Origin of the sequence: Kitasatospora sp. NPDC096128, assembly GCF_040303105.1 — a bacterium.
Classification (GTDB): domain Bacteria; phylum Actinomycetota; class Actinomycetes; order Streptomycetales; family Streptomycetaceae; genus Kitasatospora.
This window is the reverse complement of record NZ_JBEOSP010000016.1, coordinates 160,458-177,614: the sequence shown is the minus strand read 5'-3', so window position 1 is coordinate 177,614 and position 17,157 is coordinate 160,458. Positions and strand designations below refer to the sequence as shown.

18 protein-coding genes are annotated in these 17,157 nt (G+C 72.9%); 10 read left to right on the top strand and 8 right to left on the bottom strand.

Annotated features, from left to right (window positions below; genetic code table 11):
• Window positions 1-154: 154 nt before the first annotated feature.
• Window positions 155-943, top strand: coding sequence for an alpha/beta fold hydrolase (locus ABTY61_RS19875; RefSeq protein WP_350506313.1), 789 nt, complete (start codon window positions 155-157; stop codon window positions 941-943).
• 109 nt (window positions 944-1,052) lie between these two features.
• Window positions 1,053-1,679, top strand: coding sequence for an RraA family protein (locus tag ABTY61_RS19870; protein WP_350506312.1), 627 nt, complete (start codon window positions 1,053-1,055; stop codon window positions 1,677-1,679).
• A gap of 85 nt (window positions 1,680-1,764) precedes the next feature.
• Here the strand turns inward: ABTY61_RS19870 and ABTY61_RS19865 are convergent, their stop codons facing one another.
• Window positions 1,765-2,583: an isocitrate lyase/PEP mutase family protein gene (locus ABTY61_RS19865; protein WP_350506311.1), complete on the bottom strand. Its 819-nt coding sequence runs from the start codon at window positions 2,581-2,583 to the stop codon at window positions 1,765-1,767.
• Between the two features lie 112 nt (window positions 2,584-2,695).
• Between ABTY61_RS19865 and ABTY61_RS19860 the strand changes: the two genes are divergently transcribed.
• Together ABTY61_RS19860 and ABTY61_RS19855 are read left to right on the top strand one after the other, a co-directional pair.
• Window positions 2,696-3,733 (top strand): ArsR/SmtB family transcription factor, encoded by a 1,038-nt coding sequence (locus ABTY61_RS19860; protein WP_350506310.1) that lies wholly within the window; start codon window positions 2,696-2,698, stop codon window positions 3,731-3,733.
• A gap of 152 nt (window positions 3,734-3,885) precedes the next feature.
• Window positions 3,886-4,560 carry a Crp/Fnr family transcriptional regulator gene (locus ABTY61_RS19855; RefSeq protein WP_030288117.1) on the top strand — a complete coding sequence of 225 codons (675 nt, stop codon included), beginning with the start codon at window positions 3,886-3,888 and terminating at the stop codon, window positions 4,558-4,560.
• A 168-nt stretch (window positions 4,561-4,728) separates the two neighbouring features.
• Here the strand turns inward: ABTY61_RS19855 and ABTY61_RS19850 are convergent, their stop codons facing one another.
• From ABTY61_RS19850 to sp36, 5 genes are all read right to left on the bottom strand, one after another.
• On the bottom strand, window positions 4,729-5,562 hold the full coding sequence (locus ABTY61_RS19850; RefSeq protein WP_350506309.1) for an MBL fold metallo-hydrolase: 834 nt from the start codon (window positions 5,560-5,562) through the stop codon (window positions 4,729-4,731).
• A 43-nt stretch (window positions 5,563-5,605) separates the two neighbouring features.
• A complete protein-coding gene (locus ABTY61_RS19845; RefSeq protein WP_350506308.1) occupies window positions 5,606-5,779 on the bottom strand; it encodes a hypothetical protein in 174 nt (57 codons plus the stop codon).
• A gap of 55 nt (window positions 5,780-5,834) precedes the next feature.
• Window positions 5,835-6,704 carry an NUDIX hydrolase gene (locus ABTY61_RS19840; protein ID WP_350506307.1) on the bottom strand — a complete coding sequence of 290 codons (870 nt, stop codon included), beginning with the start codon at window positions 6,702-6,704 and terminating at the stop codon, window positions 5,835-5,837.
• A 69-nt stretch (window positions 6,705-6,773) separates the two neighbouring features.
• Window positions 6,774-7,241, bottom strand: a complete 468-nt coding sequence (locus ABTY61_RS19835; protein WP_350506306.1) for a RidA family protein — start codon at window positions 7,239-7,241, stop codon at window positions 6,774-6,776.
• Complete coding sequence (gene sp36, locus ABTY61_RS19830) at window positions 7,238-7,396, bottom strand: Sp36 family protein (RefSeq protein ID WP_094743074.1); 159 nt, start codon at window positions 7,394-7,396, stop codon at window positions 7,238-7,240. Before sp36 ends, ABTY61_RS19835 begins: the two co-directional genes overlap by 4 nt.
• Window positions 7,397-7,691: 295 nt before the next feature.
• On the opposite strand from sp36, the gene bagA reads away from it, so the two are divergent.
• Both bagA and ABTY61_RS19820 read left to right on the top strand, forming a co-directional pair.
• Window positions 7,692-8,765: an ATPase BagA gene (gene bagA / locus ABTY61_RS19825; RefSeq protein WP_350506305.1), complete on the top strand. Its 1,074-nt coding sequence runs from the start codon at window positions 7,692-7,694 to the stop codon at window positions 8,763-8,765.
• A gap of 71 nt (window positions 8,766-8,836) precedes the next feature.
• A complete protein-coding gene (locus ABTY61_RS19820; protein WP_350506331.1) occupies window positions 8,837-10,087 on the top strand; it encodes an ArsA family ATPase in 1,251 nt (416 codons plus the stop codon).
• A gap of 180 nt (window positions 10,088-10,267) precedes the next feature.
• On the opposite strand, the gene ABTY61_RS19815 is transcribed toward ABTY61_RS19820, so the two are convergent.
• On the bottom strand, window positions 10,268-10,591 hold the full coding sequence (locus ABTY61_RS19815) for a WhiB family transcriptional regulator (RefSeq protein WP_030240986.1): 324 nt from the start codon (window positions 10,589-10,591) through the stop codon (window positions 10,268-10,270).
• Window positions 10,592-11,095: 504 nt separating this feature from the next.
• On the opposite strand from ABTY61_RS19815, the gene ABTY61_RS19810 reads away from it, so the two are divergent.
• The gene (locus tag ABTY61_RS19810; RefSeq protein WP_350506304.1) at window positions 11,096-13,372 is read left to right on the top strand and encodes a transglycosylase domain-containing protein; all 2,277 of its coding nucleotides are present in this window, start codon (window positions 11,096-11,098) and stop codon (window positions 13,370-13,372) included.
• Window positions 13,373-13,462: 90 nt separating this feature from the next.
• On the top strand, window positions 13,463-14,680 hold the full coding sequence (locus tag ABTY61_RS19805; protein WP_350506303.1) for an IS30 family transposase: 1,218 nt from the start codon (window positions 13,463-13,465) through the stop codon (window positions 14,678-14,680).
• A 185-nt stretch (window positions 14,681-14,865) separates the two neighbouring features.
• On the opposite strand, the gene ABTY61_RS19800 is transcribed toward ABTY61_RS19805, so the two are convergent.
• On the bottom strand, window positions 14,866-15,318 hold the full coding sequence (locus tag ABTY61_RS19800) for a GatB/YqeY domain-containing protein (RefSeq protein WP_350506302.1): 453 nt from the start codon (window positions 15,316-15,318) through the stop codon (window positions 14,866-14,868).
• 121 nt (window positions 15,319-15,439) lie between these two features.
• On the opposite strand from ABTY61_RS19800, the gene ABTY61_RS19795 reads away from it, so the two are divergent.
• Entirely contained in the window at window positions 15,440-16,111 is a 672-nt protein-coding gene (locus ABTY61_RS19795) for a CGNR zinc finger domain-containing protein (RefSeq protein WP_350506301.1), read from the top strand.
• Window positions 16,112-16,135: 24 nt separating this feature from the next.
• A complete protein-coding gene (locus tag ABTY61_RS19790; RefSeq protein WP_350506300.1) occupies window positions 16,136-17,080 on the top strand; it encodes a metallophosphoesterase in 945 nt (314 codons plus the stop codon).
• Window positions 17,081-17,157: the final 77 nt, after the last annotated feature.

Sequence of the window (17,157 nt, the reverse complement as noted above, 5' to 3'; positions counted from 1 at the left end):
CAGGTAATTTACTCGTGAAACATCTATCCCCGAGACGGCCTCACGACCCCCCGCCCGGAACTCCTCGAAGAAATTTCCGGCCGGAGCGATGAGTTCTGCGGCGCCCTCCGGTCTACCCCCATGACCGACTCGCACGACAGAAGGAAGCCCCCCCATGAGCACCGTGGTCTCCGCCGACGGCACCACCCTCGCCTGCACCGTCACCGGCTCCGGTCCGGCCGTCGTCCTGGTGGACGGGGCGATCGGGCACCGCGGCTTCGACCCGGGCGTCGCGGTCGCCGAGCAGCTCTCCGCCCACCACACCGTGTGGGCCTACGACCGGCGCGGCCGCGGCGGCAGCGGGGACACCGCGCCGTTCGCCGTCGAGCGCGAGATCGAGGACCTGGCCGCCGTCATCGCCGCGGCCGGCGGTTCGGCCGCCGTGTTCGCCATCTCCTCGGGCGCCGCGCTCGCCCTGCGGGCCGCCGCCGCGGGCGTCGGGATGACCCGACTCGCCGTCTACGAGCCGCCGTTCAGCACCGAGGAGGTCCAGCGCGAGCGCTTCGTCGGGTACGCCGACGAGCTGGCGGCGGCGCTCGCCGAGGGGCGGCGCGGGGACGCCGTCGCGGCCTTCATGACCTTCGTCGGGATGCCCGGGGAGATGGTGGAGGGGATGCGCTCGGCCCCGGTGTGGCCGGTGTTCGAGGCGGTCGCGCCGACCCTGGCGTACGACGCGGCGGCGCTCGGCGCGCGGACCGGCGCGACCGTGCCGGCCGACCTGCTGGCCACGATCGCCGTACCCACCCTGGTCCTGGACGGCGGCGCCAGCCCGGAGCTGCTGCGGGCGCCGTCCCGCGCGGTGGCCGAGGCCGTGCCGGGCTCCGACTACCGGACGCTGCCCGACCAGACCCACGAGGTGGCGGCCGAGGCCCTGGTGCCGGAGCTGCTGAAGTTCTACGCCTGAGACCGTCCGGTGCGCGGGACGGACGGAAGCCCGTGCGGCCCCGTTCGACGGCCCGTTCGACGGCCCGTTCTAGTCTTCCGATCGTCTGACGATCGAGGAAAGAGGAAGCATGGACGGGGACTTCAAGGACTTCGCGGACATTCCCACCACCACCCTGGCCGACGTCCTGGGCCGCGCCCAGGTGATGGACACCGGGCTGCGCCCGCTCTGGGCGGGCATGCCCCGGGTGGCCGGACCGGCCTTCACCGTGCAGTGCCCGCCCGGCGACAACCTGATGCTGCACGCCGCGATCTACCGGGCCGAGCCCGGCTCGGTGATCGTGGTGGAGTCCGGCGACCTGGACTACGCGCTGGCCGGCGGCAACGTCTGCGCGGTGGCCCAGCGCCGGGGCGTCGCCGCCTTCGTGGCCGACGGCCTGATCCGGGACCTCGCCGAGGTGCGCCGGATGGGCTTCCCGGTGGTCGCCCGGGGCGTCCTCCCGATCCCCGGCGCGAAGAAGCGGCTGGGCGCCCACGGCACCCCGGTGCGCTGCGGCGGCGTGCTGGTGGCGCCCGGCGACATCGTGGTGGCCGACGAGGAGGGCGTCGTGGTGGTGCCCGCCGCCGAGCGGACCGCGGCCCTGGAGGCGGCCCGGGCCAAGCTGGCCGCGGAGGCCGCCGAGACCCTGGACGACTGGGAGGCCGCCCACCGCGCCCGGATCGAGCAGAGCCTCGCCGAGCTGGGCTTCGAGGGCTGAGGCCCGGCGAGAGCTGCGGCCCGAGCTGAACGGGCTGCGGCCCCGGCGAGAGCTGCGGCCCGGCGAGAGCTGAGCGGGCTCGGGCTCAGTACAGCCCGTTCAACTCGCCGAAGCCGAGCGCCCCGTCGAGCTCGGTGTACGTCCCGGCGCCGAGCAGTTCGACGGCGGCCCGGTGGGCCGCGGTGTACGCGGCCTGGGCCAGGCCGGTGCCGACGCTGATCCGCCGCACCCCGGCGGCGGCCAGCTCGGCGACGGTCGGCCCGCCCGGCCCGGCCATCGCGTTCACCGGCAGCGGGGAGCGCCGGCACAGCTCGGTGAGGGCGTCGAGGTCCAGCAGCCCGGGGACGAACAGGCCGTCGGCGCCCGCCTCGGCGTAGGCCTCGGCCCGGGCCAGCACGTCGTCGAGCCCGCCCAGTCCGAACAGGAAGACGTCGGTCCGGGCGTTGACCAGCAGCTCGGGCAGTCCGGCGGCCTCGGCCGCCGTCCGGGCCGCGCGCAGCCGCTCGGCCTGCGCGGCCACCGGGTACAACGGCCCGCCGACGGCCGTCGAGTCCTCCAGGTTGACCCCGACCACGCCCGCGCGGACCAGTTCGGTGACGGTCGCGGCCACGTCGGCGGGCAGCGGCCCGTAGCCGCCCTCGGCGTCGACGGTGACCGGCAGGTCCACCGCGGCGACGACCCGGCGGGCCGCCGCGACCGCCGCGGCCCGGTCCAGCCGCTCGCCGTCGCCGTGCCCGAGCGACCAGGAGACGCCGCCGCTGGTGGTGGCGACGGCCCGGGCACCGGCCGAGGCGATCACCGCGGCGCTGCCCGCGTCCCAGGCGTTGGGCAGGACGAGCACGCCCTCGGCGAGGAGTTCGCGCAGTCGCAGCGCCCGGTCGCGGGCCTCGGGGGTGGTGGACATGGTGGGTCACCGGCTTTCGTGCGGATCGGTGGGGACGCAGGCATCCTGTGCCCCGCTCCGGGCCCGTCACCAGTGATTAAGCTGGGGCCGAATCTTCCGAAGGGGGCCGCGGATGCGGACGGAGTTCCACTTCTCCGCCCAGGACTTGGCACTGACCCGGTTCGCGGTCAGCCCGATGCAGGAGGTGGTGACCAGCCTGCGGGCCCTCGCCCGCTCCCCCGTCCCGGCGCTGCACCGCCGCTGGGCCGGGCAGGTGGGCGAACGGCTGGCCGCCGCCGGGCTGGACCGGGGCCGGCTGGCCGCGATGGTCCCGCCCGAGGGCCACCTGCCCGACTTCCTCAACCCCGCCCCCGCGGGTTGCACGACCAGGCTCGCCGAGGAGCTGGTCGCGATCACCGCGACCGGCCCCGGGCAGGTCCGGGCCGACCTCGACATCCTGGCCGCCGAGGCCGGCGGCCGGCTGCCCGCCGCCCTGGAACCGCTGCACCGCGACCCGGTCGGCCAGCTGCCCCGGCTGGCCGCCGAGATCGAGGCGTACTGGGAGCTGGCGCTCGCCCCGTACTGGGCCCGGATCAGCGCGTTGCTGGCTGCGGACGTCTTCCACCGCTCCCGGCAGGCCGCCGAGCACGGCAGCGCGCGGATGCTGGACGAGCTGCACGAGACGGTCCGCTGGGACGGCACCGCGCTGCGGCTGGAGCAGCGGCACTGCGCGGTGAACCGGCTGAACGCCGCAGCCGGGCTGCTGCTGGTGCCCTCGGCCTTCGCCTGGCCGCGGGTGCTCACCCGGGTGCTGCCGCCGGATCCGCCGCAGCTGGTCTACCCGGCGCGCGGCACGGCCGCGCTCTGGGAGGAGCGGCCGGGCTCGGCGGCGCGCACCGACGCGCTGGCCGGTGTCCTCGGCCGGTCCCGGGCCCGGCTGCTGGCCGAACTGGGCTCCCCGGCCTCGACCACCGAGCTGGCCCGCCGGACCGGGCTGTCCCCGGCCGCCGTCTCCCAGCACCTCACCGCCCTGCGCGCGGCCGGCCTGACCAGCGCCCACCGGGCCGGGCACGCCGTCCTCTCCGCCCGCACCTCGGTGGGCGACTCCCTGTTCGATTCGGACGGACAGGAGTTCGACCACGGGACGGCCTCCGGGCGCCCCGCCCCGTGACCCGCCGGTACGAATGGCCCCGCACGGCACACCCGGACACACCCCCTCCTCATATGATCGGAGCGACATGCGCCATGCTTGGTGATGCAGAACACTGAACGGAACTTGCGCCGGACGGCCCACCCGCCGGACGGCCGAGAAGGAGGAAGCACGTGGACGACGTTCTGCGGCGCGCCGCACTCTTCGCGGCACTCGACGACGAACAGGCCGGCGAGCTGCGCGCTTCCATGACCGAGGTCACCCTCGCCCGTGGTGAGTCGCTGTTCCACGAGGGCGACCCGGGCGACCGGCTGTACGTCGTCGCCGAGGGCAAGGTCAAGCTGCACCGCGCCTCGCCGGACGGCCGCGAGAACATGCTGGCCGTGCTCGGCCCCAGCGAGATGATCGGCGAGCTGTCGCTGTTCGACCCGGGCCCGCGCACCGCCACCGCCAGCGCGCTGACCGAGGTCAAGCTGCTCGGCCTCGGCCACGGCGACCTGCAGCCCTGGCTGCACGCCCGCCCCGAGGTCTCCATCGCGCTGCTGCGGGCCATCGCCCGCCGTCTGCGCCGGACCAACGACGTGATGTCCGACCTGGTCTTCTCCGACGTGCCCGGCCGCGTCGCCAAGGCCCTGCTGGACCTCTCCCGCCGCTTCGGCGTGCAGTCCGAGGAGGGCATCCACGTCGCCCACGACCTCACCCAGGAGGAGCTGGCCCAGCTGGTCGGCGCCTCCCGCGAGACGGTCAACAAGGCGCTCGCCGACTTCGCCGGCCGCGGCTGGCTGAAGCTGGAGGCACGCGCGGTGGTCCTGCTGGACGTCGAGCGGCTGTCCCGGCGCTCGCGCTGACGCTCAGAGCACCGCGAAGGGCCCGTCCGGATCGGACGGGCCCTTCGGCGTCACCGGATCGGCGCAGCCGACGCGGCTCCGGCTCAGCTCAGTTCAGGATCAGCTCAGTTCAGGATCAGCTCAGTTCAGGATCAGCTCAGTTCAGGATCAGCTCTGCTCAGCTCAGGATCAGCCCTGCTCCGGGATGAGCCCGTGCTCCTCCAGGTACTCCAGCTGGGCCCGCACCGACAGCTCGGCGGCCGGCCAGAGCGCCCGGTCCACGTCGGCGTAGACCCGGGCGACCACGTCGGCGGCGGTCTTGCAGCCCGCCTCGACCGCGGTCTCCACCTGGGCGAGCCGGGTGGCCCGGTGCGCCAGGTAGTAGTCGACGGCGCCGAGCGCGTCCGCGAGCACCGGGCCGTGGCCGGGCAGCACCGTCCGCACGCCGTGCGCGGAGGCCATCGTGTGCAGGTGGCGCAGCGAGTCCAGGTAGTCCCCGAGCCGGCCGTCCGGGTGGGCGACCATCGTGGTGCCGCGGCCCAGCACGGTGTCCCCGGTGAGGACCGCGCCGTCGTCCGGCAGGTGGAAGGTCAGCGAGTCCGAGGTGTGCCCGGGGGTAGCGACCACCCGAAGGTCGAGGCCGCCGATGTCCAGCCGCTGGCCGCCCACCAGACCCTCGGAGCCCAGCCGGTGCGCCGGGTCCAGGGCCCGCACCTCGGTGCCGGTCAGCTCGGCGAACCGGGCCGCGCCCTCGGAGTGGTCGGCGTGGCCGTGGGTCAGCAGGGTGAGCGCGATCCGCTTGCCGCGCTCCTCCGCGAGGTCGAGCACCCGGCGCAGGTGGCCCTCGTGCAGCGGGCCCGGGTCGATCACCACCGCGAGGTCCGAGCCGGGCTCGGAGAGCAGCCAGGTGTTGGTGCCGTCCAGCGTCATCGGCGACGGGTTCGGCGCCAGCACGCACAGCGCCCGGGCAGTGGCCTCGCCGCCGACCTCGGCGGCGGGGTCACCCGGCAGGAAGCCGCTCATGCGCACCTCTCGATGATTCGCTCGCTCCGCCCGCTCCGGTCGTTCACCGGCCGCCCTCTGCCACGCGATGCAGGGCCCGCAGCGGCAGGACCCGGACGAGGGCGCGCTGGGCGACCTCGACGAACGGGACCGGGCTGTCACAGCCGGTGGAACGGGGGGTCACTCGGCGGGCGGGCAGCTCGCGGGCCGTCCGGCGTGCCACGTCGTTGTGGTCCATCGGTCGTCGGTCCTCTCTGGTCTGGTCGGCATCGTCGTGGGGCGAGGCGGTGGAGTCAGGATCCCTCCGCGGGAAACTCCCCGTCGATGGTCAGTTCGTCGTACCCGGGCCAGCGGACCGTCATCCGGTCGCCGCGGACCTCGGCCCGGCCCAGCACCGGCTCCAGCACCCGGTCGGCGGCCGCAGCCAGTGCCTCGGCGGCGGTGCGCACCGACGACAGCTCGCGCAGCACCGTCACGGTCGGCGGCAGCATGCCGAACCGGCCCTCCCCGTAGCCCCGGACCGCCTCGGCGGGCGTCAGCCAGGCGACCCGGTCGGCCTCGCCGACCTCCAGCGCCGCTCGCTGACCGGTCGGCAGGGCGGCGACGAAGAACCAGGTGTCGTAGCGCCGCTCCTCGAACTCGGGGGTGATCCAGCGGGCCCAGCCGCCCAGCAGGTCACTGCGCAGCACCAGGCCGTGGTCCCGCAGGAACTCCGCGAAGGACAGCTCGTGCGCCTCCAGCGCGGCCCGCTCCGCGGACCAGTCGCGCGGCGCGGCGACGCTGTCCGCGTCCGGCCCGGCCAGCAGCACGCCGGCCTCCTCGAAGGTCTCGCGCACGGCCGCGCAGACCACCGCCCGCGCCGTCCGGGCGTCCACGCCGAGCCGCTGCGCCCACTCCTCGGGCGACGGCCCGGCCCAGCCGGTCTCGACCTCGGCGTCCCGAGGGTCGACCCCGCCGCCCGGGTAGGCGTACATCCCGGCCGCGAAGGCCATCGAGGTGCGGCGGCGCAGCAGGTAGGCCTCCGGCCCGTCGGCGCCGTCGCGCAGCAGCACGACCGTCGCAGCGGGTCTGGCCACCGCCGGGGTGAGCAGGCCGGAGTCGACCGCCCGGATCCGGGCGGGCCAGCCGGGCGGCATCGGGAGCGTCGTTGCTCGATGGTCCATGCCCGGATGCTAAGCGCACGAAGGCGGGGTTGGACAGGCCCGACCCCGCCTTCGCGATCACACTCGGGTTCAGGCGCTCTTGACGCGCACCTGGATCTCGACCTCGACCGGGGCGTCCAGCGGCAGCACCGCGACGCCGACCGCGCTGCGGGCGTGCACACCGGCCTCGCCCAGCACCGTGCCGAGCAGCTCGCTGGCACCGTTGATCACGGCGGGCTGGCCGATGAAGTCGGGGGCGGAGGCGACGAAGCCGACGACCTTCACGACCTGCTCGATCAGGTCCAGGTCGCCGATCACCGACTTCACGGCGGCCAGGGCGTTCAGCGCGCAGGTCTGCGCGAGCTCCTTGGCCTCCTCCGGGGACACCTCGGCGCCGACCTTGCCGGTGCTCACCAGCTTGCCGCCGACGACCGGCAGCTGGCCGGAGGTGAACACGAACTCACCGGACCGCACGGCCGGCACGTAGGCGGCGACCGGGGCGGCCACCGGCGGCAGGGTCAGGCCCAGCTCGGCGAGCTTCGACTCGACCCGGCTCATGCGTTCTTCTCCCGCTTGAAGTAGGCCACCAGCTGCTCCGGGTTGGGGCCGGGCACGACCTGGACGAGCTCCCAGCCGTCCTCGCCGAAGTTGTCCAGGATCTGCTTGGTGGCGTGCACGAGCAGGGGCGCCGTCATGTATTCCCACTTGGTCATGGCCAGACTCTAGACGAGCCGTCCCGGCGATCGCCGCCGCCTGCCGCCCGGCGTGTGAGGTGGAGCACAAAGGGGGCATGATTCAGTCCTGGCACCCCAGGTGCTCCGGGCATCGGACGCGCTCCCTGGTTACCCTCGCGAGAGGGCGTCCCCGTGAGGGGGCACCCGCACGGAGGGGCGCCCGTACGGAGCGGCACCCTCGTGGAGGGGCGCCCTCGTCCGTGAGCGGGCACCCTCGACAGGGGCACCCCGCGGGAGGGGCGCCCGTAGGGACGGAGACGGACGGAGACGCAGCGTGGCACGCACCCCCGGCCAGGCGGCCCGGCGCGACCCCGACTGGGAGGGGGTCCGACTGCACGTGGTCAGCGGCAAGGGCGGCACCGGGAAGACCACGCTGGCCGCCGCGCTGGCCCTGGCCCTGGCCGCCGAGGGCGGCCGGGTGCTGCTGATCGAGGTCGAGGGGCGGCAGGGCATCGCCGAACTGTTCGGGATCGCCGCCCTCCCGTACGAGGAGCGCCGGATCGCCTCGGTCTCCCGCCCCCAGTTGGGACTGCCGGCCGGGGAGGGCGGGCCCGGCGAGGTGCTCGCACTGGCGATCGACACCGAGCAGGCGCTGCTCGAGTACCTGGAGATGTTCTACAAGCTCGGCCGGGCCGGCAAGGCGCTGCAGAAGGTCGGCTTCGTCGACTTCGCCACCACCGTCGCCCCCGGTGTGCGGGACGTGCTGCTCACCGGCAAGGCCTGCGAGGCGGCCCGCCGCAAGGGCCCGGACGGGCGGCGGCGCTACGACGCGGTGGTGATGGACGCCCCGCCGACCGGGCGGATCACCAGGTTCCTGAACGTCAACTCCGAGGTCGCCGGGCTGGCCCGGATCGGCCCGATACACACCCAGGCGCAGGCCGTGATGCGGGTGCTGCGGTCCCCCGAGACCGCCGTGCACCTGGTCACCCTGCTGGAGGAGATGCCGGTGCAGGAGACGGTCGACGGCATCGCGGAGCTGCGCGAGGCGAAGCTCCCGGTGGGCGGGGTGATGGTCAACATGGTCCGGCCCCCGCTGCTGGACGCGGCCGCGGTGGCCGCGGTGGACGGGGACCACCGCGAGGAAGTCGCCCTGGCCCTCGGTGAGGCCGGGCTGGGCGGCCGCTCGCGCAAGGCGGAGACGGTCCGGGCGGCGGTCGAGCCGCTGATCGACCCGCTGCTGGAGCAGGCCAGGGAGCACGCCGAGCGGGTCGAGCTGGAACGCGAGCAGCGCACCGACCTCCAGCAGCTGCGGCTCCCGACGTACGAACTCCCGCTGCTGGGCGAGGGCGTGGACCTCGGCGGGCTGTACCGGCTGGCGGGCGAACTGAAGCGGCAGGGGGCGGCGTGACTCCGGGGAACAGCGGCGGCGGCAGCAGGAACAACGGGAACGGCACGGTTTCGGCGAACGGGGGCGGCGGGGTGCGGGGCACCGGCAGCCGGCTCGCGGTGGACGAGCTGATCGACGACCCGAAGACCAGGATCATCGTCTGCTGCGGCTCCGGCGGCGTCGGCAAGACCACCACCGCCGCGGCGATCGGCCTGCGGGCCGCCGAGCGCGGCCGCAAGGTCGTGGTGCTGACCATCGACCCGGCCCGACGGCTGGCCCAGTCGATGGGCCTGACCGAGCTGGACAACACCCCCCGGCCGGTTAAGGGAGTCGCCGCCATGGCGGGGGCCCCGCTGCACGGGCCGGACGGGGGCGCCGGGGCCGACCGGGCCGCCGAGGGCGGCGACGGGCAGTCGGCGGGCGGGGGACGTCGGGCGGGCGAGCTCCACGCCATGATGCTGGACATGAAGCGGACCTTCGACGAGGTCGTGCTGGCCCACGCCGAGCCCGAACGGGCCAGGGCGATCATGGAGAACCCGTTCTACCAGTCCCTGTCGGCCGGCTTCGCCGGCACCCAGGAGTACATGGCGATGGAGAAGCTCGGGCAGCTGCGCGCCGCCGAGGAGTGGGACCTCATCGTCGTGGACACCCCGCCGTCCCGCTCGGCGCTGGACTTCCTGGACGCCCCCAACCGGCTCGGGTCCTTCCTGGACGGCCGGGTGATCCGGATCCTGACCGCACCGGCCAAGGTCGGCGGCCGCAGCGCGATGAGGTTCCTCAACGCCGGCATGGGCCTGCTCACCGGCACCCTGGGCAAGATCTTCGGCGCCCAGCTGCTCACCGACGTACAGACCTTCGTCAGCGCGATGGACTCGATGTTCGGCGGCTTCCGCGAGCGGGCCGACCGCACCTACCAGCTGCTCAAGGCGCCGGGCACGGCGTTCCTGGTGGTGGCGGCGCCGGAGCGGGACGCGCTGCGCGAGGCGGCGTACTTCGTGGACCGGCTCGCCGCGGACCGGATGCCGCTGGCCGGGCTGGTGCTCAACCGGGTGCACAGCACCGGCGCGCCGCAGCTCACCGCGGAGCGGGCGCTGGCGGCCGCCGAGGCCCTGGAGGAGAACGGCTCGGAGCACGCCACGCCCGAGGCGGAGCTGCTCGCGGCCGGGCTGCTGCGGCTGCACGCCGAGCGGATGCAGATCATGGGGCGCGAACGGCGCACCCGGGACCGCTTCGTCTCGGTGTACCCGGACGTGCCGATCGTGGAGGTGGCCGCGCTGCCGGGCGACGTGCACGACCTGGACGGGCTGCGGGCCATCGGGGGCCGGCTCAGCGGCGCGGCGTAGCCAGGGCTCGCGACAGGGTCCGGGCGGGCCGGACCGGCCGTGCGGTCCTGGCCGACGGTGCGGTCCTGACTGACGGTACGGTCCTCGCGGGCAGGCCGTCGAGGTGGTCCGGGCAGACCGGCCGGCGGTGTGGTCCGGGCCGGAACGGGGGGAGCCCCGGACCGCGAGGTGCGGCCGGGGTCAGCCCGCCTGGGCGTAGTCCGTCAGTATCACGCCGGTCGCGAGGGACTCCTCGTACTCGGTGCGGGCGGTCTCCAGCAGCCTCCGCCAGGAGATGACCGTCGGGCGGCGGCGCAGCAGCGCCCGGCGCTCGCGCTCCGTCATCCCACCCCACACCCCGAACTCCACCCGGTTGTCCAGCGCGTCCGCGAGGCACTCCGTCCGGACGGGGCACCCGCTGCACACCGCCTTCGCCCGGTTCTGTGCCGCCCCCTGGACGAACAGTTCGTCCGGATCACTCGTGCGGCAGGCGGCCTGCGCACTCCAGTCGTCAACCCAGCCCATGCCGGCGCCGTCCTCTCCCGATGATTCGAGGCTCCCCCACGGCGGCAACGGCATATTCACCGTTGCCAGTTGAGGACGTTACGGAAGAAGGACTGCTTGCAACAGCCCCTTCGGGCTCAATCTCGAATGACCCGATTGGACTATGGGTATCGGTCATCTCACTCGTTGGAGTGATCGCAGGTCGCGGCACTTGCCAGCCGCGAGACCCCCACTCTCGTCGCAGGAGTGGTCACGGAGTGCAACCATTCACTCGAACACAGCAGGCCCCAGCCGGCTCAAAACCCGGACAAGGGTGGGCAATTCGGGCAACTCTCTGCACTCACAAGAGTGAGTGATGTTGACACACCGAAGCTGTCGCAAGCTTGTGACAAGCCTAGGCGAACACCTGCCCCTATGTACGGGAATCGGGGACGTAGGGTTCTCTCCATGGCACCGAAGCGCCCACAGGCACCCCAGCCCCCAGGCAACCCCGGAGCTCCGCGCCGCAAGAGCAGCGGATCACCGATGGACCACGTCGGCAACGGCGTGAAGTTCCTGGGCGTCAGCGTGCTCTCCGGAGTCCTGCTGGCAGGCCTCGCCCTGCCCGCCGTCGGCGCCATGGGCCTGACCGCCAAGGACACGGCGGAGAGCTTCCAGAACATCCCCGACGACTTCAAGACCCCGCCGCTCACCCAGGCCACCCAGATCTTCGACGCCAAGGGCGGCCTGATCGCCAAGGTCTACGAACGCGACCGCACCGTCCTCACCGCCGACCAGATGTCGCCCTTCATGCGGCACGCCCAGGTCGACATCGAGGACGCCCGCTTCTACGAGCACGGCGCCGTCGACCTCAAGGGCATCCTGCGCGCGGTCGGCAAGAACGCGGAGAGCGGCACCGCCTCCCAGGGCGCTTCGACGCTGACCCAGCAGTACGTGAAGAACGTCAACGTGGAGAAGGCCGGCGACGACCAGGCCGCCGTCCTGGAGGCGCAGCGCAAGACCTTGGGCCGCAAGATCCAGGAGCTCAAGGTCGCCATCAAGCTGGAGGAGGACCTGACCAAGGATCAGATCCTCACCAACTACCTCAACATCACCTTCTACGGCCACCAGGCCTACGGGGTCGAGGCCGCCTCCCAGCGCTACTTCAGCAAGAGCAACAAGGACCTGACCGTCGCCGAGGCCGCCACCCTCGCCGGTCTGGTCCAGAACCCGTCGCAGTACGACCCGGTGCGCTACCCGGACAACGCGGTCAAGCGCCGCAACGTCGTCATCGACAAGATGCTGGAGAGCAAGCACATCACCGCCGACCAGGCGAAGGAGGCGAAGGCCGCCCCGCTGGGTCTGAAGTACAAGGACCCGCAGAACGGCTGCATCACCGCCCAGGCCGGCATGGGCTTCTTCTGCGACTACGTCCGCCACGTGGTCAAGCAGGACCCGGCCTTCGGCAAGAACGCCGACGACCGGAAGAAGCTGTGGGACACCGGCGGTCTGAACATCTACACCACGCTGGACCCGGACAAGCAGGCCGCCGCCCAGAACGCCGTCACCAAGAAGGTCAACGTGACCGACTCGGTGTCGGCCGCGGCGACCATGATGGAACCCGGCACCGGCAAGATCCTGGCGATGGCCCAGACCCGCCCGTACGGCCTGGACCCGAACAAGAACCAGACCGTCGTCAACCTCAACGTCGACGCCTCGATGGGCGGCGGCAACGGCTTCCAGACCGGTTCGACCTTCAAGCCGATCCTCGCCGCGGCGGCGCTGGAGGCGGGCATGTCGAACACCCAGTCGTTCCCGTCCGAGAACAAGATCGACTACCCCCAGATGTCGACCTGCAACGGCACCTGGAAGAACACCGACAAGCCCAAGGCCACGGTGAAGAACGAGTCGGCCAGTGAGGTCGGCCCGTACGAGCTCAAGCAGGCCATGGCGCTCTCGGTCAACACGTACTTCGTGGAGATGGAGCAGCAGGTCGGCCTCTGCGCGATGAAGCAGATGGCCAACAAGGTGGGCATCACCCAGTCGGCGAAGGGCGACCAGTTCCAGGAGGTGCCCTCGATGGTCCTCGGCACCCTGGAGCTCTCCCCGCTGACCATGGCGAACGTCTACGCGACCTTCGCCGCGCGCGGCAAGTACTGCACCCCGGTCGCGATCAACAAGATCACCACGGTGGACGGCAAGGACCTCAAGGTCCCGCAGTCCCAGTGCAACCAGGTCTTCTCCGAGCAGACCGCGGACTCGGTCAACACCGTCCTCCTCAACGTGACCGAGAAGGGCACCGCGGCCGCCCTCGGCCTCGACGACGGCCGCAAGATCGCCGGCAAGACCGGTACCACCGACGAGAAGAAGGCCGCCTGGTTCGACGGCTACACCCCGTCGCTGGCCACCGCGGTCTGGCTCGGCGGCCCCGCCGGCGGCGTCAAGATGAAGAACATCAACATCGGCGGCAAGCACTTCGACGAGGTGTTCGGCGCCGACGGCCCCGGCCCGATCTGGCAGATGGCCATGAACCAGGCACTCAAGGGCACGCCGCTGGAGCCCATCCAGACCACCAACATCCCGGACCCGCAGCCGGCCACCCCGCCGCCGGGCACCGCCCCGACGACCGACCCGAACGCCCCGCAGCAGCCGGGTCAGAACCCGCCGCCGCCCGCACCGGGCAACGGTGGGGCCGGTGGTCCCGGTGGTCCGGGTGGTCCCGGTGGGGTGATAGGAGGAGGGTTCACCCTCCCGCCCGGCATGATCGGCGGCGGCGGGAACGGCAACGGCAACGGCGGCAAGCACGGCGGCGGCAACGGCTGACCGGCCCGCCACCGTACGAACGGCGAAGGGGCGCCCTCCGGAACTCTTGGGTTCTAGGAGTCGTTGCAACACCCCAGCTCAGGGGATGCATTGGACTTCGAGATCCGTAAGGATCGGACACCTCAGGGCCCGCGGAAGCTGACCCAGGAACGAGCGGCATACTCCCGGCTCATGCAGCAGGGCTACAGCAACAAGGAGGCCTGCCGGATCGTCGGCATCGACGTCCGGACGGGCCAGAAGTGGCGTAACGGGCGCAAGCCCACCGGGACGCAAAGGACGGCGCTGCTACCGCTGCGAGCGGTAGCAGCGCCGTCTGGTCCGTCCCGTTACCTGCGCGAGGACGAGCGGATCCACATCGCCGACCGGCTGCGGGAGAAAGCCACCGTCCGCGCGATCGCCGCCGAGCTGGGCCGCAGTCCCTCCACGATCAGCCGCGAGATCCGGCGCAACCGCCATCCAGGAAGCGGCGGTTACCGGCCCCACGCCGCGCAGGCCCGTGCGGACGCCCGCCGGCCCCGCCCCAAGCCGGGCAAGATCGCCCAGAACTCCGAGCTGCGGGACTTCCTCCAGCGTCATCTGGACAAGCGGTGGAGCCCGGAGCAGATCTGCCAGGCTCTGCGGGACACCTTTCCCGAGCGGCCGGAGATGCACGTGGCCCACGAAACCGTCTACCAGGCCCTCTACGTCCAGGGCCGCGGAGAGCTTCGCCGAGAGCTGGCCGGAGCCCTGCGCACCGGCCGCGCCCGGCGGGTCCCCCACCGGCAGGCCACCGCGCGCAGGCCCAGGTTCGCCCATCCGATGGTCATGATCAGCGAGCGTCCCGCCGAGGTGGAGGACCGGGCGGTTCCCGGGCACTGGGAGGGCGATCTGATCATCGGCAAGGACGGTGCGTCGGCGATCGGCACGCTGGTCGAGCGCGCCACCCGCTATGTCATGCTCCTGCACCTGCCGAACGGCCGCACCGCCGAGCAGGTGCGCGACGCCCTGGTGGAGACCGTGCGGACCCTGCCCGGACACCTGGTGCGCTCGTTGACCTGGGACCAGGGCTCCGAGATGGCCGAACACGGCCTGTTCACCCTGGCCACCGATATCCCGGTCTACTTCTGTGACCCGGCCAGTCCCTGGCAGCGCGGCTCCAACGAGAACACCAACGGCCTGCTACGGCAGTACTTCCCCAAGGGCACAGACCTGTCCGTCCACGGCCCGGAGCACCTGGCCGCCGTCGCCGCCGAGCTCAACGGCCGCCCACGCAAAACGCTCGGCTGGGAAACCCCAGCCGAGCGTCTGCATAAACTCATCGCGGCCTAGACAACCGACCACGTGTTGCGACGACCACTAGAAACCGCCACTTCCGGGGGGCGCCCCTTCGGCGTGGTGGCTCGGTGTGCCGGCTCGGCGTTCAGGACGCGGTGTTCCGGCTCGGCTCGGCGTTTCGGCTCGGCTCGGCGTACCGGCCCGCCGTTTCGGCTCGGCCGTTTCGGCGGAACCGCTGCTCAGAGCAGGGCGGCCTTGACCGCGGCGGCCACCCGGCCGCCCTCGGCCAGGCCGTCCACCTTCGGCTTCACCAGCTTCATCACGGCACCCATCGCCTGCGGGCCGCTCGCCCCGCTCTCGGCCACGGCGGCGGCCACGATCTCGGCCAGCTCCCCGTCCGAGAGCTGCTTCGGCAGGTACTCCGCCAGCACCACGCCCTCGGCGCGCTCACGCGCGGCCTGCTCGACCCGGCCGGCCTTGTCGAAGGCCTCGGCCGCCTCGCGGCGCTTCTTCGCCTCGCGGGCGATCACCCGCTGCACCTCGTCGTCGGACAGCTCGCGCTTCTCGACACCCGCCACCTCCTCGCTGGTGACAGCGGACAGCGTGAGCCGGATGGTGGACGAGCGGAGCTCGTCCCGGTCCTTGATGGCAGCCGTGAGGTCCTCGTGCAACTGCGCCTTGAGCGTCGTCATGGCCCCGAGTCTCCCACCTGCGGCGTTCCGTCGCTTGCCATTAACGGTCGGGGCCGGGGCTGCCTCCGGGGGGCCGCCCCCGCCGTCCCCCGTACGCGCTGTAACCGCCTACCCTGGTTACATGACCGACGGAGACGGCGCACCGGAACACCCGACCGGCCTGGTCCTCACCACCCCCGGCGGCACGAGCTTCCACTTCGACCCCGGCGCCCTCTGCCTCGAACTGCTCACCACCGGCGGCCACGGCGCCCACAACCGGTACGAGGTGCTGCACCGCCCGTCCGACCTCACCCACTGGCTCGCGCGCTCCCGGCTGCGGCTGCCCGCCGGCACCGTACGGATCACCGACGACCAGCTCACCGCCGCCCGCACCCTGCGTGACGCCCTCTGGCACCTCGCCGCCGCCCGTGCCCACGGGCGGACCGGCGACCCGGCGGACCGCGCCACCCTCAACCGGGCCGCCGCCCACCCCCCGCTCGTCCCCCAGATCGCCCCGGACGGCACCGCCGCCGCCCCGCTGCCCGCCGACGGGTCCCAACTCGTCTCCACCCTCGCCCGGGACGCCATCGCCCTGCTCACCGGCCCGCACGCCGACCGGATCCGGGAGTGCCGGGCGCACGACTGCCAACTGCTCTTCGTCGACACCTCCCGGCCCGGACGGCGGCGCTGGTGCTCGATGGAACGCTGTGGCAACCGCAACAAGGTCCGCGCCCTGCGCGCCCGACGGGTCACCGATCCGGCGCAGGAGGCGGAAGCCGTGTCCGGACCGCCCCACCGGACGTTCACCAGCTGATCCACCGTCTGAGAGCATGGGCTGATGCGACCGCTGTACTCCGTCCCCCTCGGTGTCGCCGCCGCCGGCGCCGCCTGCCTCGCCTACTCCGTCGGGTACGAGGTCCGTGCCTTCCGGCTCCGCCGCGTCGAGGTCCCCGTCCTGCCCCACGGTGCCAAGCCCCTCCGGATCCTCCAGGTGTCCGACATCCACATGGTGAGCGGACAGGGCAAGAAACAGCGCTGGCTGCAGAGCCTCGCCGGCCTGCGCCCCGACCTCGTGGTCAACACCGGCGACAACCTCTCCGACCCGCTCGGCATCCCCGCCACCCTCGACGCCCTCGGGCCGCTGATGGACTTCCCCGGCGTCTACGTCTTCGGCTCCAACGACTACTACGGCCCGGCCCGCAAGAACCCCGCCCGCTACCTCCAGGCCATGCGCAGCGGCGTCCACGGCATGAACAACCCCGACGGCACCGGCAACCGCGGCATCAGCGGCGCCGTACACAACCCCTGGGAGAAGCTCCGCGACGGCTTCGACGCCGCCGGCTGGCTCGACCTGACCAACACCCGCGGCCGCCTCACCGTCAACGGCCTCGACCTCGAGTTCACCGGCCTCGACGACCCCCACATCCGCCGCGACCGCTACGCCGCCGTCGCCGGCGGCCCTTCCCCCGACGCCGACCTCTCCCTCGCCGTCGTGCACGCCCCCTACCTGCGCGTCCTCGACGCCTTCACCGCCGACCGCTACCCCCTGATCCTCGCCGGCCACACCCACGGCGGCCAGCTCTGCATCCCCTTCTACGGCGCCCTGGTCACCAACTGCGACCTCGACACCCGCCGGGTCAAGGGCCTCTCCACCCACAAGGCCGGCGGCCACCGCTCCTACCTCCACGTCTCGGCCGGCTGCGGCACCAACCGCTACACCCCGATCCGCTTCGCCTGCCCCCCGGAAGCCACCCTCCTCACCCTCACCCCCGCCCCCCGCTGACCCCGACCGGACGCCCGCCCGAAACCGGATTTCGTGTCTCGGCGAGCGTCCGGTAGAGTTCTACTCGTCGCGAAGGA

Coding starts and splice junctions, on each gene's coding strand:
- ABTY61_RS19810 (WP_350506304.1), top strand. CDS start 11,096: ATGGACCACGTCGGCAACGGCGTGAAGTTCCTGGGCGTCAGCGTGCTC.
- ABTY61_RS19850 (WP_350506309.1), bottom strand. CDS start 5,562: ATGAGCGGCTTCCTGCCGGGTGACCCCGCCGCCGAGGTCGGCGGCGAG.
- ABTY61_RS19845 (WP_350506308.1), bottom strand. CDS start 5,779: ATGGACCACAACGACGTGGCACGCCGGACGGCCCGCGAGCTGCCCGCC.
- ABTY61_RS19840 (WP_350506307.1), bottom strand. CDS start 6,704: ATGGACCATCGAGCAACGACGCTCCCGATGCCGCCCGGCTGGCCCGCC.
- ABTY61_RS19800 (WP_350506302.1), bottom strand. CDS start 15,318: ATGACGACGCTCAAGGCGCAGTTGCACGAGGACCTCACGGCTGCCATC.
- ABTY61_RS19870 (WP_350506312.1), top strand. CDS start 1,053: ATGGACGGGGACTTCAAGGACTTCGCGGACATTCCCACCACCACCCTG.
- ABTY61_RS19865 (WP_350506311.1), bottom strand. CDS start 2,583: ATGTCCACCACCCCCGAGGCCCGCGACCGGGCGCTGCGACTGCGCGAA.
- ABTY61_RS19875 (WP_350506313.1), top strand. CDS start 155: ATGAGCACCGTGGTCTCCGCCGACGGCACCACCCTCGCCTGCACCGTC.
- ABTY61_RS19835 (WP_350506306.1), bottom strand. CDS start 7,241: ATGAGCCGGGTCGAGTCGAAGCTCGCCGAGCTGGGCCTGACCCTGCCG.
- ABTY61_RS19790 (WP_350506300.1), top strand. CDS start 16,136: ATGCGACCGCTGTACTCCGTCCCCCTCGGTGTCGCCGCCGCCGGCGCC.
- ABTY61_RS19860 (WP_350506310.1), top strand. CDS start 2,696: ATGCGGACGGAGTTCCACTTCTCCGCCCAGGACTTGGCACTGACCCGG.
- ABTY61_RS19795 (WP_350506301.1), top strand. CDS start 15,440: ATGACCGACGGAGACGGCGCACCGGAACACCCGACCGGCCTGGTCCTC.
- ABTY61_RS19815 (WP_030240986.1), bottom strand. CDS start 10,591: ATGGGCTGGGTTGACGACTGGAGTGCGCAGGCCGCCTGCCGCACGAGT.
- sp36 (WP_094743074.1), bottom strand. CDS start 7,396: ATGACCAAGTGGGAATACATGACGGCGCCCCTGCTCGTGCACGCCACC.